Source organism: Streptomyces sp. NPDC088194, from assembly GCF_040702025.1.
In the GTDB taxonomy this organism is placed as follows: Bacteria; Actinomycetota; Actinomycetes; order Streptomycetales; family Streptomycetaceae; genus Actinacidiphila.
This window is the reverse complement of sequence record NZ_JBFBIV010000016.1, coordinates 30,352-46,325: the sequence shown is the minus strand read 5'-3', so window position 1 is coordinate 46,325 and position 15,974 is coordinate 30,352. Positions and strand designations below refer to the sequence as shown.

Annotated in this window: 10 protein-coding genes and 1 pseudogene; 6 read left to right on the top strand and 5 right to left on the bottom strand. The window is 72.7% G+C overall.

The window, feature by feature from the left end; translation table 11 throughout:
- The first annotated feature begins 206 nt into the window (after window positions 1-206).
- Entirely contained in the window at window positions 207-1,631 is a 1,425-nt protein-coding gene (locus tag AB0399_RS11460) for a glycosyl hydrolase family 18 protein (protein WP_329373977.1), read from the top strand.
- A 114-nt stretch (window positions 1,632-1,745) separates the two neighbouring features.
- On the opposite strand, the gene AB0399_RS11455 is transcribed toward AB0399_RS11460, so the two are convergent.
- From AB0399_RS11455 to AB0399_RS11445, 3 genes and pseudogenes are all read right to left on the bottom strand, one after another.
- A complete protein-coding gene (locus AB0399_RS11455; protein ID WP_328468562.1) occupies window positions 1,746-2,189 on the bottom strand; it encodes a RidA family protein in 444 nt (147 codons plus the stop codon).
- 288 nt (window positions 2,190-2,477) lie between these two features.
- Window positions 2,478-3,194 (bottom strand): annotated as a pseudogene (locus AB0399_RS11450) (IclR family transcriptional regulator); the annotation flags it as partial.
- A complete protein-coding gene (locus AB0399_RS11445; RefSeq protein WP_366411152.1) occupies window positions 3,191-4,321 on the bottom strand; it encodes a sugar kinase in 1,131 nt (376 codons plus the stop codon). The gene AB0399_RS11445 and the pseudogene AB0399_RS11450, both read right to left, overlap by 4 nt.
- 269 nt (window positions 4,322-4,590) lie before the next feature.
- On the opposite strand from AB0399_RS11445, the gene AB0399_RS11440 reads away from it, so the two are divergent.
- Entirely contained in the window at window positions 4,591-5,874 is a 1,284-nt protein-coding gene (locus AB0399_RS11440; protein ID WP_366411098.1) for an alanine racemase, read from the top strand.
- A gap of 117 nt (window positions 5,875-5,991) precedes the next feature.
- Window positions 5,992-7,584, top strand: coding sequence for a D-aminoacylase (locus AB0399_RS11435; RefSeq protein WP_366411097.1), 1,593 nt, complete (start codon window positions 5,992-5,994; stop codon window positions 7,582-7,584).
- Between the two features lie 36 nt (window positions 7,585-7,620).
- Here the strand turns inward: AB0399_RS11435 and AB0399_RS11430 are convergent, their stop codons facing one another.
- Window positions 7,621-9,888 carry a P-loop NTPase fold protein gene (locus AB0399_RS11430; RefSeq protein ID WP_366411096.1) on the bottom strand — a complete coding sequence of 756 codons (2,268 nt, stop codon included), beginning with the start codon at window positions 9,886-9,888 and terminating at the stop codon, window positions 7,621-7,623.
- A gap of 115 nt (window positions 9,889-10,003) precedes the next feature.
- Between AB0399_RS11430 and AB0399_RS11425 the strand changes: the two genes are divergently transcribed.
- On the top strand, window positions 10,004-11,215 hold the full coding sequence (locus tag AB0399_RS11425) for a pyridoxal phosphate-dependent aminotransferase (protein WP_329365419.1): 1,212 nt from the start codon (window positions 10,004-10,006) through the stop codon (window positions 11,213-11,215).
- Window positions 11,216-11,293: 78 nt separating this feature from the next.
- Here AB0399_RS11425 and AB0399_RS11420 read toward each other — a convergent pair whose 3' ends face one another.
- Window positions 11,294-13,195, bottom strand: a complete 1,902-nt coding sequence (locus tag AB0399_RS11420) for a phosphoenolpyruvate carboxykinase (GTP) (protein ID WP_366411095.1) — start codon at window positions 13,193-13,195, stop codon at window positions 11,294-11,296.
- 238 nt (window positions 13,196-13,433) lie between these two features.
- Here AB0399_RS11420 and AB0399_RS11415 point away from each other — a divergent pair, with 238 nt between their 5' ends.
- Window positions 13,434-14,132 carry a hemolysin III family protein gene (locus tag AB0399_RS11415; protein WP_329365422.1) on the top strand — a complete coding sequence of 233 codons (699 nt, stop codon included), beginning with the start codon at window positions 13,434-13,436 and terminating at the stop codon, window positions 14,130-14,132.
- A 139-nt stretch (window positions 14,133-14,271) separates the two neighbouring features.
- Complete coding sequence (locus AB0399_RS11410) at window positions 14,272-15,972, top strand: MFS transporter (protein ID WP_366411094.1); 1,701 nt, start codon at window positions 14,272-14,274, stop codon at window positions 15,970-15,972.
- Window positions 15,973-15,974: the final 2 nt, after the last annotated feature.

The following is a 15,974-nucleotide window of genomic DNA, read 5'->3' as shown; positions in this document are numbered from 1 at the left end:
CGGATTGGTCTGGACCAACTTTCTCCCTACTACGTGTGTCCATGCCATCCGTGGGCACCCGGGTCACCCGCACACCCCACCACCCCCCAACTCCTTGCCCCCAGGAGGCAGTCGTGGAACGTGCATCGCACGCGAATCGAGCGAGCCATGCGAAGTCGAGAGCAACCCTCAAGCGCCGGTTGATCGCCGGGCTGAGCGCCGCGGCCGTGATCGGCTCCGGCGTCGCGCTCGTCACGGAGGGCGCCGCCTCCGCCGCCACCACCAATCTGGTGGCCAACTCCGGCTTCGAGAGCGGCCTTTCCGGCTGGACCTGCTCCGCCGGCAGCGGTGCGGCCGTCTCCACCCCGGTGCACTCCGGGTCGAGCGCGCTGAAGGCCACCCCGTCCGGCAGCGACACCGCCCAGTGCCAGCAGACCATCAGCGTGCAGCCCAACTCCGCCTACACGCTGAGCGCGTGGGTGCAGGGGTCGTACGTCTACCTCGGCGCGACCGGCACCGGCGGCACCGACCCGTCCACCTGGACGCCGAGCGCCTCCTCCTACTCCCAGCTCAGCGTCAACTTCACCACCGGCGCGAGCACCACCTCGGTGACCGTCTACACGCACGGCTGGTACGGCCAACCCGCCTACTACGCCGACGATGTCACCCTGTCCGGCCCGGGCGGCACCGCGACCACCCCGCCGACCACGCCCCCGACGACGCCGCCCACCACTCCCCCCACCACGCCGCCGACCAGCCCGCCGGCCGGCGACCTGCCCAAGCACGCGGTGACCGGGTACTGGCAGGACTTCTCCAACGGCGCGACCGTGCAGACCATCGCGCAGGTGCAGAACCAGTACGACATCATCGCCGTGGCCTTCGCGACCGCCACCACCACGCCCGGCGCGGTCAGCTTCTCCCTGGACCCCTCGCTCAACTACAGCGAGGCGCAGTTCAAGGCGGACATCGCGGCCAAGCAGGCGGCGGGCAAGAAGGTGGTCATCTCCGTCGGCGGGCAGGACGGCACCATCTCGGTGCGCGACTCCGCCTCGGCGACGAACTTCGCCAACAGCGTCTACACCCTGATGCAGACGTACGGCTTCAACGGCGTGGACATCGACCTGGAGAACGGGATCGACCCGACCTACATGTCGCAGGCGCTGCGCAGCCTCAGCGCGAAGGCGGGCTCCGGGCTGATCATCACGATGGCGCCGCAGACCATCGACATGCTGTCGCCGTCCAGTGACTACCTGGCCACCGCGCTGAACATCAAGGACATCCTCACCGTCGTCAACACGCAGTACTACAACAGCGGTTCGATGAACGGCTGCGACGGCGGGGTCTACAGCCAGGGCACCGTGGACTTCATCACCACGCTGGCCTGCACCGCGATCCAGGCCGGGCTCGACCCGTCCCAGGTCGGCATCGGCACCCCCGCCTCCACCAGCGCGGCCGGCTCCGGGTACGTCTCGCCGTCGGTGGTCGACAACGCGCTCGACTGCCTGGCCAGCGGCACCAACTGCGGCACCTTCCACCCGTCGGCCAAGTGGCCCACCATTCGCGGCGCCATGACCTGGTCCACGAACTGGGACGCCTCCAACGGGAATTCCTGGTCCAACACGGTGGGCGCCCACGTCCACGCGATGTCGTAATCACGTCTGAAACGTCTGCGCGTAGGCACGTAGGCACGCCTGCACCAACCGCGCAACACGAAGGGAGCGCCCCGCACTTGGGGCGCTCCCTTCGCCGTGGGAAGAAGCCGCGGTTCAGCCCAGTACGGCCAGCGCGTCGATCTCGATCAGCAGGCCGGCGGGCAGGCCGACGTAGACCGTCGTGCGGGCCGCGGGCGGCTGCTCCAGGTCGGCGAAGTAGGCGTTGTAGAGATCGTTCAGCTCGGCGAAGTGCGCGGTGTCGGTCAGGTAGACCCGCACCATCACCACGTCCTCCCAGCTCGCGCCGCCGGCGGTCAGCACGGAGTGGACGTTCTCCAGGGTCTGGAGCGTCTGCTCGCGCAGCGTCGGGCCGGCCGGGGTCGGGGCCTGGCCCTCGACGGCGGGCAGGAAGCCGACCTGGCCGGCGACCTGGAGGATGTTGCCCTTGCGGACGCCGTGCGAGAACTTCGCCGGGGGCGCGGTGTGCGTGGGCGGGGTGATCGCGGTCTTGGTCAGGCGCGGAAGCCGGTCGGTGCCGGTCTCGGGCTGGTCGCTCATGCGTCGGTGTCCTCGTTGCTCGGTTCGTCGGGGAGGGGAGTTGTAGGGGGGGTCGGGAGACGTGGTGACGGTCGTGGCGCGGCCGTGGCGCGGGCCGTGGTGTCAGTCGTGGTCCGCGTCGTGGTGGTCCTCGTCGGGGTGGCCCGCGTCGTGGTGGCCCGCGAGGTGTACGGCGTCGTCGGGGCGGTCGCCCTCATCGGGGCGGTCACGCTCGTCGGGGCGGTCGCGTCCGTCGGGCTCTTCGTGCTCGTCGCGCTCGCTCCCGTGCCTGCCGCACAGTTCCTCGCCCACCGCGTGCGCGGTTCGCAGGATCAGCGGGCGCAGCCGCAGCAACTCGTCGGCGCCGACCACCACGTTGGGCGCGGACAGCGACATCGCGGCGCAGACCCGGCCGTCCGGGCCGTGGATCGGCGCGCCGACGCAGTTGATGGACTCCTCGTGGCCGCCGAGGTCGCTCGCCCAGCCCTGCTCGCGCACCCGCGCCAACTCGGCGAGGAACGCCGCTGCGTCCGGCGTCGAACGGGCGGTGTAGCGCGGGTAGTCCAGCCGTTCGGCGACCGCCCGCCGCTCGGGCTCCGGCAGGTCGGCGAGGAGCAGCTTGGCGACGGCGGCCACCGTGATGGCGACCGGGCGGCCGACCCGGGAGTACATCCGCACCGGGTAGCGGCTGTCCACCTTGTCGATGTAGACCACCTCGCCCTGCTCGTACACCGCCAGGTGCACGGTGTGGCCGGTGCGTTCGTTGAGCGAGGCCAGGTGCGGGTGGGCGATCTCCCGGATGTCCAGCGCCTCGACGGCCTGCTGGGCGAGCGCGAACAGCCGCGCGCCGAGCCGGTAGCGCTGGTCCTGCTGGCGGTAGACCAGGCCGTGTTCGTGCAGGGTGCGCAGCAGCCGCAGCGCGGTCGACTTGTGCACGTCGAGCCGGGTGGCGACCTGTTCCAGCCCGGCCGGCCCCTCGGCGAGCAGCGGCAGGATGCTCAGCGCCCGGTCCACGGTCTGGCTCATCCCGGCACCTCTCCGCCCGCGTCCCGCGTCCACCCCGGGCCCAGCCGCAGTCTGCCCCATGCGGCGTCGTCCAGCGCGGCCAACGCGTCGGTACGGGCCCGGTCCGGCGGAACCGCCAGGTCGTCGGCGACGGTCAGCGCGGCGGCGGCCAGCAGGTGGCCGTGCCGCATCCGGTCCCGCAGCGGCAGCCCGCGCAGCGTGGCGGACAGGAACCCGGCGGCGAAGGCGTCACCCGCGCCGACGTGCGCGACCACCTCCACGGCGGGCGCCGGCACCTGGAGCCGGACGCCGCCCCGCCCCGCATCACCGCCAGGCCCGCCCGCGCCGCCCGAAGCACCCGCGCCGCCCGAAGCACCCGCGCCGCCCGAACCGTCCAGGTCACCAAGGCCGCTCAGGTCCCCCAGATCCCCCAGCCCCTCCGGCAGCTCCGCCCCCGCGGACGTGAACACCGTCGCCCCGGCCGCGCCCTGCTTGACCACGAGCATCGCCGGCTCCGGCAGTGCGGCCCGTACCGCGTCCGCGTCCGGCAGGCCCCACGCCGCCTGCGCCTCGTCCTCCCCGACGAAGACCAGGTCGCAGCCTCGGGCCAGTTCGGCGAGCTGCCACGGGTCGGCGTCGTGCCACAGCGCCGGGCGGTGGTTGACGTCGAAGGAGACCAGCGGGCGGCCCGGTTCGCGGTGGGTGAGGCGGGCCATCAGGGCGCGGCAGCTCGCGGACAGCGCACCGGTGATGCCGGTCAGGTGCAGCACCCGGCCGGCCCACACGTCGCTCCGGCGCACCAGCGCGGGCGACAGCGCGGAGGCGGCCGAGCCCTTGCGGTAGTAGACGACCTCGGCGCGCTCGGACGGCCCGGCCGCCGTGGTGGCGCGCTCCTGCGCGGTGCGGAAGTAGACGCCGGTGGGACGGCGCGGGTCGCGCTGCACCGCGCCGACGTCCACCCCGGCCGCGGCGATGGTGTCCACCAGGTGGTCGCCGAAGCCGTCCGCGCCGACCCGGCTCACCCAGCTCGTGGTGTGCCCGGCACGGGCGAGCGTGCAGGCCACGTTGGACTCGGCGCCGCCGATGGCACGGTGGAAGGAGGGGACGTCGGCGAGCGGTCCCGGCCGGGAGGGTACGAAGGTGACCATGGACTCGCCCAGGCAGACGACATCGACACGTTCGGCGCTCGGCGTTGCGGTCACGCGGGTCTCCGCTCCTCGTCGGTACGGGCTCGGGCGGGCGGACGGGGCCGGATCGGAGCCGGCGGATCATCGGGCCGGCCGGTCCGGACGCCGTTGACCCCGCGCCGACCAGGATGTTAGACAGCTTGAAACAGAATACGCAACGGACGTTGCACAGGATGCAACGGCCGTACGACGCGGCACCGGCACCGCCGGGCCGCTTCCCGGGAGGGTGGATGGACATCGACGAGCGGATCGCGGCACTGGACGCCGAGCGGATCGACCATCGCTTCAAGGCGCTTCCGCCGGACGCCGAGGGGCTGACCGTGGGCGAGCTGGCCGCGCAGCGCCGCAGCCTGTTCGACGGCGGCTTCGGCACGCCGCTGCTCGTGCTGTCCGAGGAGGCCCTGGCGCACAACCTGGCCGCGCTGGAGGAGTACACCGACAAGTACGGCCTGGTCTTCGCGCCGCACGGCAAGACCTCCATGGCGCCGCAGCTCTTCGCCCGCCAACTCGCCCACGGCGCCTGGGGGATCACCCTGGCCGTGCCGCACCAGGTGCGGGTGGCAAGGGCGTTCGGGGTGCCGCGGATCTTCCTCGCCAACGAACTGGTCGACGCGGCCGCGCTGCGCTGGATCGGCGCCGAACTGGACGCCGACCCCGACTTCCAGCTCATCACCTACGTCGACTCGTTGCGCGGGGTCGAGCTGATGGACGCGGCGCTGCGCGCGGCCGGCGTACAGCGGCAGCTGGACGTCGTGGTCGAACTCGGCGCCGGGCAGGGCGCGCGGACCGGGGTGCGCACCGACCGCGAGGCCGAGGCGGTCGCGGCGGCGGTGTCGGCGGTCGGCACGCTGCGGCTGGTGGGCGTGGCCGGGTACGAGGGCGAGGTGCCCGCGGCCGATCCGGAGCAGGTACGGGCCTACCTGCGCCGGCTGGTGGCGCTCGCCGAAACGCTCGACCGGGCCGGCCGGTTCGCGGACGCCACCGAGATCGTGGTGAGCGCGGGCGGCTCCGCGTGGTTCGACGCGGTCGCCGAAGTCTTCGCGGAGGTACCGGAGTTGTCCCGTCCGGCGCTGCGGCTGCTGCGCTCGGGGGCGTACGTCACCCACGACGACGACCACTACCGGCGGATCACGCCCTTCAACCGGGTGCCGGACGACGGCGACCTTCAGCCCGCCTTCCGGCTGTGGGCGCAGGTCGTCTCCCGGCCCGCACCGGACCAGGCGTTCCTCAACGCGGGCAAGCGGGACGCCCCTTACGACCTCGGGCTGCCGACGCCCCGCACGGTCCGCTCGGCCCGCGACGGCGCGGTGCGCACCGCGCCGGACGGGCTGGAGGTGGTCAAACTCTCCGACCAGCACGCCTGGTTGCGCGTCCCGCCCGAGGACGGCCTGGAGGTCGGCGACTGGGTCGCGCTCGGCGTGTCCCACCCCTGCACCACATTCGACAAGTGGGTGCTCATCCCGGTCGCCCGGGCGGACGGCACGGTCACGTCCTACGTCCGCACGTTCTTCTGACCCGTTTCCGACCCGGTGGTACGGCCCGCCCCTCGCCGCCCGTGACCCGGCGGCCCCGGGCCGCGGGGGCGGGCCGCCCGCCGGAAACGCTCGATTCGTAAGGGAAGATGGCTGTTCATGGAGCTGGTGGTACGCGGGGCGCGGGTGGTGGACGGGTCGGGCGGCGACTCGTACCGGGCCGACGTCGGGGTGGACGGCGGGCGGATCACGGAGATCCGGCGGGAGCGGGACGGCGGGGCGCGGCTCGGCGGGCGGCTGGTGGTGGACGCGGACGGGCTGGCGCTGGCCCCGGGCTTCATCGACATGCACGCGCACAGCGACCTCGCGGTGCTGGAGGACCCCGCGCACGAGGCGAAGGCCGCCCAGGGCGTCACCCTGGAGGTGCTGGGGCAGGACGGCCTGTCGTACGCCCCGGTCGACGACGTCACCCTCAAGGAGCTGCGCACCCAGATCGCCGGGTGGAACGGTCCGGGCGCCGACGCGGAGTTCACCTGGCGCAGCGTCGGCGGCTACCTGGACCGGCTGGACCAGGGCATCGCGGTGAACGCCGCCTACCTGGTGCCGCAGGGCACCGTGCGGGCGATGGTGATGGGCTGGGCGGACCGGCCGCCGACGGAGCCCGAGCTGGACCGGATGAAGGAGGAGGTCGCGCGCGGCCTCGCCGAGGGCGCCGTCGGCATGTCCTCCGGCCTCACCTACACCCCGGGGATGTACGCCTCCGACGGTGAACTGACCGAGCTGTGCCGGGTGGTGGCGGCCTACGACGGCTACTACTGCCCGCACCACCGGTCGTACGGCGCCGGCGCGCTGACCGCGTACGAGGAGATGCTCGCCCTCGCCCGCACCTCGGGGTGCGCCCTGCACCTGGCGCACGCCACGATGAACTTCGACGAGAACACCGGCCGCGCCCCCGAGCTGCTGGCCCTGCTCGACCGCGCCCTGGACACGGGCATCGACGTCACCCTCGACACGTATCCGTACACCCCTGGCTGCACCACGCTGGTCGCGCTGCTGCCGAGCTGGGCCGCGGAGGGCGGTCCGGAGGCGACCCTCGCCCGGCTGCGGGACGACACCTCGGCCGAGGCCATCCGCCGCGCCCTGGAGGTCGAGGGCTCCGACGGCTGCCACGGGGTGCCCGTCGACTGGTCCACCATCGAGATCTCGGGCGTCACCGACCCCGCCCTGTCCCCCCGCATCGGCACCCGGGTGGACGGCTGGCCCACCGCCCGCCGCCTCCTGCTCGACGACCGCCTGGGCACCACGATCCTGCAGCACGTCGGCGACGAGTCCAACGTCCGTACGATCATGGGCCACCGCGCGCACACCGCGGGCTCCGACGGCATCCTGCGCGGCGCCAAACCGCACCCCCGCGCCTACGGCACCTTCCCGGCCTATCTCGGCCGCTACGTGAGGGAGTTGGGCGTCCTGACGCTGGAGGAGTGCGTGGCGCACCTGAGCGGGCGGCCCGCGGCCCGGCTGCGGCTGCCCGACCGCGGCCTGGTCCGCACCGGCTACCGCGCCGACCTGGTCCTCTTCGACCCGGACACGGTCGCGGCCGGCGCCACCTTCGAGCGCCCGCGCACCTTGCCGACGGGCATTCCGTACGTGCTGGTGGACGGCCGGTTCGTGATGGCCGACGGCCGGCGTACGGGGGTGCTCGCCGGGCGCTCGGTGCGCAGGTCGCCGGCGCGCGGCGGCCGGCGCGGGTGAGGCGGGGACGGGAGGGCGGGCGTCGGGCGGTGCCGCTCAGCCGGAGGCGGCGGGCGGCCCGGCCTGCGGTCGCCGCAGCCCGGCCCACAGCAGGGCGGCCGCCTGGTCCGGGTCGTTGGTGATCTCGGCGTCGAGCCGGTCGGCGGCCAGCCGCTCGTTCGGGGTCAGTGTCGGGGTGTAGAAGACGACGACGCCCCGGTAGCCGTCATCGCGGGCGGCCCGGATCAGCTCGAAGCCCCGGCCGGGGGTGCCGAACGCGGCGACATGGCACAGCACGGCCCGCGGTTCGCGGGCGAGCACGTCGGGCCACAGCTCTTCGTAGAAGTCGAAGTCGTGGTCAAGACCGCCGCGGCGCAGCGCGAAACCGACCGCCCCCGCGGCGCCCGAGGTGAAGCCCGCCACCACCACGACCGGGGGGCGCGCGCCCCGCCCGTCGCCGCCCGGGGACAGGGACGAGGGCATCCGCTGGGCGTACCCGGCGGGCAGCGGATAGTCCACCGGGAAGGTCTCGGTGTCCTGCGGGTCGAGCGCGGGGCTGACCGGATCGACCGGCCCGGCCGGCCGGGCCGCGGGCGGCTGCGTGGTGGTGCGCGGCGACGCCTGCGGCGTGCTCGTCGAACGGTTCCCGCCCGGCCGGTTCCCAGTCGGCCAGTTCTCGGCCGGCCAGTTCCCGACCGGCCGGTCGCCGCCCGACCCGTCTCCGCGCGGCGGGTTCCCGCTCGGCGAGTCCCCGCTCGGCCGGCCGGCCCCGGGACGGTCCCCACCGGGCACGCTCGATCCGGGCTCCCCGCGCGCCCCCGGAAGCATCGTCGGCTCGCCGCTGTCCGGCAGCCCCACCATCGCCGGCGCGACCCACCCCGCCGGCGGCTCGGACGGCGATGGCGGCAGCGGCTCCAGCGGGCGGTCCATCCCTTCCCGCAGCCGCTGGAGCACCAGCTCCGCGCCCTCCAGCTCCCGCAGCCCCCACAGCAGCGACACGAACGTCTGGTCGATGGCCAACGCGGGGAACCGGTCGGGCAGTTCGCCCTCCAGCACGCGCAGGGTGTCCTCGCGGTCGTGCTGGTCCTCCCCCTCCGGCGGCGCCATGGCGTACCGGGCCAGGAAGCCCTCGACCCGCTCCGCGTCCCGCGCCGACCAGTGCGAACCGGCCCGCAGCAGCGTCCGGACCGCGCAGTACTCGAAGAAGGTGTCCACCACCTCGGGCTGCGAGCCGGGCTCGTTCTGCGCGGTCATCAACCGGTAGAAGTCCATGTAGAGGTACCGGAGCAGCAGCGTGATGATGACCGCCTCGGTGCTCAGGTCGGACCAGCTCGGGTTGAGGTTCGCCTCCAGCAGCAGGCCGTTGACCAGGGTCTTCACCCGGCGCGGGTTGCGGGCGGCCCGGTAGCCCAGCAGCTCCACCAGCTGCTGGTCGAGGAGGTCGGCGATGCCGGCCCGCCCGGCGCAGCTCCATACGTAGCGCTGGATGTCGCGGTTGCCGGGAGCGGGGATGCGGTAGCTGGTCTGGAAGATCTTCTCCATGAAGGCCGCGCCGGCCGGCGTGAGGTTGCGCAGCATGCCCTCCTCGCTCATCGCCTCGCGGTCGCAGCCGATCACGAAGGCGAGGCCCGGCACGTCCAGGTAGACCTTGAGCGCCTCGCACAGCGCGAGCACCGTCTCCTGGGAGCAGCGGTCGAGGTCGTCGATGAAGATCACCAGCAGCCTGCCGGGGGCTCCCGGGTGCGGCGCGGCCGTCCAGTCCGCCACCATCCTGCGCAGCGCGTCCCGCATCCGGTTGCGCGCGGTGGCGTCCACCGACAGGGCGCGCCACAGCGCGTCCACCATGCCCGCCACGCCCAGCGGCCCCGCGGCCACCAGCGTGAGCGCGCGGACCACCCTGGCCAGGCCGCTGCCGCCCTGCAACCGGCGCAGCGCGCGGCGCAGGACGTTCGGGTCGAACTGCGCCAGCACGGACTTGATCAGCCCTTCGAGCGCGTCGGCCCCGGTCGAGCTCCAGGCGTTGTACCAGACGGTGTGCACGCCGTCGGTGTCCTGGAGCTTGGCGTCGACCAGCCGCATCAGGCTGCTCTTGCCCATCCCCCAGCCGCCCTCCAGCGCGAGGGTGAAGGGCGTGGAGCGCCGGGAGGCCAGCAGCAGCGCGGACAGTTGCTCGGCCACCCACCGGGCACCCAGTTCGTCGTCCTCGGCGCCGGTCACCGGCTCGTCGTTGAGCAGCACCAGCCCGCTGCGGGCGCCCTCCCCCATCCGTACCGTGCCGTGCGCGGCGGGCCCGGGCCGGCCGCCGTGCGGCGGTTGGATCGCCATCCCCCGAGTCTTCCAGCCCTGGACGCCCCAGGGGCGGGCCCGGCGAAATCCGTCCGGTGTCCACGTGGTGGAAAACACCGCGCGGCTCCCGTGACGCCGCCGTAAGGTGACCGACATGCAGGTGATTCAGTCCACGAAGCTCGCGAACGTCTGTTATGAGATCCGGGGTCCGGTTCTTGAGGAGGCGATGCGGCTGGAGGCGGCCGGGCACCGCATCCTGAAGCTGAACACCGGCAACCCGGCGCCTTTCGGGTTCGACTGCCCGCCGGAGATCCTGGAGGACATGCTGCGCACCTTGGGTGACGCGCATGGCTACGGGGACGCGAAGGGGCTGCTGTCGGCGCGGCGCGCGGTGATGCAGCACTACCAGACCAAGGGCATCCCGCTGGAGGTCGAGGACATCTACCTCGGCAACGGCGTGTCCGAACTGATCCAGATGTCGATGCAGGCGATGCTCGACGACGGTGACGAGGTGCTGGTCCCCGCCCCCGACTACCCGCTGTGGACCGCCTCGGTCTCGCTGGCCGGCGGCACCGCGGTGCACTACCGCTGCGACGAGCAGTCCGACTGGATGCCGGACCTCGCCGACATCGAGCGCAAGGTCACCGACCGCACCAAGGCGATCGTGGTGATCAACCCGAACAACCCCACCGGCGCCGTCTACGACGACGAGCTGCTGCGCGGCATCACCGACATCGCCCGCCGGCACCGCCTGGTGGTCTGTTCCGACGAGATCTACGACAAGATCCTCTACGACGACGCCACCCACACCCCCACCGCCGCGATCGCCCCCGACCTGCTCACGCTCACCTTCAACGGGCTGTCGAAGGCGTACCGCGTGGCCGGTTTCCGCAGCGGGTGGATGGCGGTGTGCGGCCCGAAGAAGCACGCCGGCAGCTACATCGAGGGCCTGACCATCCTCGCGAACATGCGGCTGTGCGCGAACATGCCGGCGCAGCACGCCATCGCGACCGCGCTCGGCGGCCACCAGTCGATCAACTCCCTGGTCCTGCCCGGCGGCCGGCTGCGGGCGCAGCGCGACGCCACGTACGAAGCGCTGATGGAGATCCCCGGCATCACCTGCGTCAAGCCGAAGGGGGCGCTGTACGCCTTCCCGCGGCTCGACCCGCAGGTGTACAAGATCAAGGACGACCGGCAGATGGTGCTTGACCTGCTGCGCGCGGAGAAGATCATGATCGTGCACGGCACCGGGTTCAACTGGATCGAGCCGGACCACTTCCGCATCGTCACGCTGCCGCGCGCGGAGGACCTGCGCGAGGCGGTCGGCCGGATCGGCCGCTTCCTCGACGGCTACAGCCAGCCGTAGGAGTTCCAGCCGTAAGCGCTCCAGCCGTACGAGCCGTTTCGCAGGGGCGCGGGGTCCATCCCCCGCGCCCCTCACCGCTTACCCCAGCCGCTCGACCAGCGAGCGGTACTCCGTCCACAGCTCCGGCGGGGTGTGCTCCCCGAAGGTCTCCAGGTGGGCCGGGATGAGCGCCGCCTCCTGCCGCCAGATGTCGCGGTCGACGCTCAGCAGCAGTTCGAGGTCAGCCGCGGACAGGCCCAGCCCGTCCGTGTCGAGGGCGCCCTCGGCCGGCAGCACGCCGATGGGGGTGCGCACCCCCTCCGCCTGGCCGTCCAGCCGCTGCACGATCCACTTCAGCACGCGGCTGTTCTCGCCGAACCCGGGCCACACGAAGCGCCCGTCGGCGTCCTTGCGGAACCAGTTGACGTAGTAGATCCTCGGCAGCTTCGCGGGGTCGTGCTCCTTGCCGAGCTTGACCCAGTGGCCGAAGTAGTCGCCCATGTTGTAGCCGCAGAACGGCAGCATCGCGAACGGGTCGCGGCGCAGCTCGCCGACCTTGCCCTCGGCGGCGGCGGTCTTCTCGCTGGCGACGTTCGCGCCGAGGAAGACGCCGTGCTGCCAGTCGAAGGACTCGGTGACCAGCGGCACCGCGGAGGCGCGGCGCCCGCCGAAGAGGATCGCCGAGATCGGCACGCCCTTGGGGTCCTCCCACTCGGGCGCGATGATCGGGCACTGGGCGGCCGGCACGGTGAACCGGGCGTTGGGGTGGGCGGCCGGGGTGGCGCTGTCCGGCGTCCAGTCGTTGCCCTTCCAGTCGGTGAGGTGGGCCGGCGGCTGCTCGGTCATGCCCTCCCACCACACGTCGCCGTCGTCGGTGAGGGCGACGTTGGTGAAGACCGAGTTGCCGTACATGGTCTTCATCGCGTTGGCGTTGGTGTGCTCGCCGGTGCCGGGGGCGACGCCGAAGAAGCCGGCCTCGGGGTTGATCGCGTAGAGCCGGCCGTCCGCGCCGAACCGCATCCAGGCGATGTCGTCGCCGATGGTCTCCACGCTCCAGCCGGAGACGGTGGGCTCCAGCATGGCGAGGTTGGTCTTGCCGCAGGCCGAGGGGAAGGCCGCGGCCACGTACCGGGCCTCGCCGTGCGGGGGTGTCAGCTTCAGGATCAGCATGTGCTCGGCGAGCCAGCCCTCGTCGCGGGCCATCACCGAGGCGATCCGCAGCGCGTAGCACTTCTTGCCGAGCAGCGCGTTGCCGCCGTAGCCGGAGCCGTAGGACCAGATCTCGCGGTCCTCGGGGAAGTGCGAGATGTACTTGGTCGCGTTGCACGGCCACGGCACGTCGGCCGCTTTGTCGGTCAGCGGGGCGCCGACGGAGTGCACGGCCTTGACGAAGGCGCCGTCGGTGCCGAGTTCGTCGAGCACCGCGCGGCCCATCCGGGTCATGGTGCGCATGGACACCGCGACGTAGGCGGAGTCGGTGATCTCCACGCCCATCGCGGACAGCTCCGAGCCGAGCGGGCCCATGCAGAACGGCACCACGTACATGGTCCGGCCGCGCATGGCGCCGCGGAACAGGCCGCCCTCACCGCCCTCAGAGCTCTCGCCGCTCGTGCCGGCACCGCCGCTCGTGCCGGCACCGCCGCTCGTGTCGCCGCGCCCGTGGTCACCCTTCCGGCCGGTGAAGATCTCCCGCATCTCGGCGGGCGCCTTCCAGTGGTTGGTCGGGCCCGCGTCGGCCTCGCGCCGCGAGCAGATGAAGGTCCGGTCCTCGACCCGCGCCACGTCGGTGGGGTCGGATGCCGCGTAGTACGAGTTGGGGCGCAGGGTCGGGTCGAGCCTGGTGAAGGTGCCCTTGGCGACGAGTTCCCCGGCGAGCCGGTGGTACTCCTCCTCCGAGCCGTCGCACCACACGACCTCGTCGGGCTGGGTGAGTTCGGCGATCTCGCCGACCCAGTTGATCAGTTCCTGATGGTTGGTGGGAGCCGCATTGCCGCGCGCCACGATCGCTCCGTCCCGCCGGGTCCGCACAGACCGGCGTGGTGTGAGGGTGTTGTCTCGGCCCCTTGGGGGCTGCGGCCCGGACGCGTTCGTGGAGTGCTCATCCGGTGCCGACCGCACTCATATGAGTGTGGTCCCGGCGAAATGATTCTGTCCAGACCACCCAGCGTGAGCATTACCACTCGGAGGGCGGTCATACTACTTACGGGTAACTTACGGTCGCGTAGGTATCATCCGCGGTATGACCGCCGTGGACGAGACCGACGACGCAGCCTCCCCCGCTGCTTCGGTCGACCTGCCCAAGCTCACGAAACCCAAGCTCAGGGGGTGGCTGCACGCGGGAATGTTCCCCGCGGTACTCATTTCCGGCGTGGTACTGACGGCCTTCGCGCAGAGCACCCGCGGGCGGATCGCCTGCGCCGTCTTCACCGTCACCGCCTGCGCCCTCTTCGGCGTCAGCGCGCTCTACCACCGCGGCAACTGGGGCCCGCGCGGTGCCGGAATTTTGCGACGACTTGACCATGCGAACATCTTCCTGATCATCGCGGGCACCTACACGCCGCTGACGATCCTGCTGCTGCCCGGAGCCACCTCCGAGCTGCTGCTGTGGCTGGTCTGGGCCGGCGCGCTGGCCGGTATCGCCTTCCGGGTCTTCTGGGTCGGCGCCCCCCGCTGGCTCTACACGCCCTGCTACATCGCGCTCGGCTGGGTCGCGGTCTTCTTCCTGCCGGACTTCATGCGCACCGGCGGCGTCGCCGTGATGGTCTGCGTGGTCGTCGGCGGCATCCTCTACAGCACCGGCGCGGCGGTCTACGGCTTCAAGCGGCCCAACCCCTCACCCCGCTGGTTCGGCTTCCACGAGGTCTTCCACTCCTTCACGCTGGCGGCGTTCATCGTCCACTACGTCGGCATCTCGCTGGTCGCCTACAGCCACAACTGATCCAGCCGGACCCGGTCCCGCCACACCCCCCCGCCCCGCACTCCCCGCCCACGGGAGTGCGGGGCTTTCGCATGTCCGGAGTGACAGCTACTATTTTTTAGTAGTCACTCTCATTTGACATCTACTCGCGGGAGATCTCGTGTCGGCACCGTCCGCAACACCCTCCGCAGCAGCGCCCCACACCCACGAGCCGGGCGCCGACCCCAGGAGATGGCTCGCGCTCGGCGCGCTGGTCGCCAGCACCCTCGTGCTCAGCTTCGACATGACGATCCTCAACGTGGCGCTGCCGAGCATGGCCGGGCAGATCCACGCCGGGACCGGCGACCTGCAGTGGATCGTGGACTCGTACACCGTGGTCTTCGCCGCCGCGATGCTGCCCGCGGGCCTGCTCGGCGACCGGTTCGGGCGGCGCCGGATGCTGGTGGCCGGCCTGGTCGTGTTCCTCGCCGGCTCGATGATCGGCACCCTCGCGCACAGCCCGGGGCCGGTGATCGTGGCCCGTACCGTGATGGGCCTGGGCGGGGCGTTCGTGATGCCGCTGGCGCTGTCGGTGATCCCGTCGCTGTTCGGCCCGGCCGACCGGCCCAAGGCGGTGGCCATCACCAGCACCTCGATGGCGCTCGGCATGCCGCTCGGCCCGATCATCGGCGGCGCGCTGCTGGAGCACTTCTGGTGGGGCTCGGTCTTCCTGATCAACATCCCGCTGGTCGCGATCAGCATCGTGGCGTGCGTGCTGCTGCTCCCCGAGACCCGCGACCCGGCCGCGCCACGGGTGGACCCGGTCGGCACCGTGTGCGCGGCCGCGGGCCTGGGCGCCCTGGTCTACGGCATCATCGAGGCCCCCGACCGCGGCTGGGCCGACCCGCTGGTGCTGGGCTCGCTGCTCGGGTCGGTGCTGCTGATCGCCGCGCTGGTGCTGCGCGAGCGCGGGGTGTCGCGGCCGATGCTCGACCTGTCGCTGCTGCGGCAGCGCGGCTTCCTGTGGAACGCGGTGGCCGCGACCCTGGTCAGCTTCATCCTCACCGGCCTGCTCTTCGTGCTGCCGTCCTACCTCCAGACCGTGCTGGGCTACGACGCCTTCGGCACCGGCCTGCGGCTGCTGCCGATGATGGGCGGGCTGATGGTCGCCGCCCGGCTCAGCGCCGGCCTGGTACGGCGGTTCGGCCCCCGGCCGGTGATCGCCACCGGGCTGCTGCTGCTCGCCGCGGCCGCCTTCCTCGGGGCCACCACCGGCAGCGGTGACGGCTACGGCGCCTGCGCGACCTGGCAGCCGATCGCCGGGCTCGGCTTCGGCCTGGCCATCGTGCCCTCGATGGACGGCGCGCTCGGCGCGCTCCCCCGCGACCGGGCCGGCAGCGGCTCGGGGCTGCTCCAGACGCTGCGGCAGACCGGCTCCGCGGTCGGCGTCGCGATCCTCGGCAGCGTGCTGGCCTCCGGCTACCGCGACCGGCTCGGCTCCACCGGGCTGACCGGCGCGGCGGCCCGCACCGCACGGGACTCCGTGGTCGGCGCGCACCAGGTCGCCGCCAAGCTCGGCGACCGCGCGCTCGCCGCCGCCGCGGACCGGGCCTACGTCCACGGCATGGACCTGGCGATCGTGGTCTGCGGCGCCGCCGCGCTGGCCGCGGCCGCGCTCGTCGCGGTCTTCCTGCCCGACACGCGCACGCCGGCGGCCCCCGGCCAGGCATCCGGGAAGGCCGCGGGCAACGCGTCCGGCCAGGCGTCCGGCCAGGCATCCGGCCAGGCATCCGGCCAGGCCACCGCGCCGGACGCACGGCAGGACGTACCGCAGGGCGCGCCCGCGCCCATGGCTCCCAAGGCCACCGATGCCCGACAATGAGC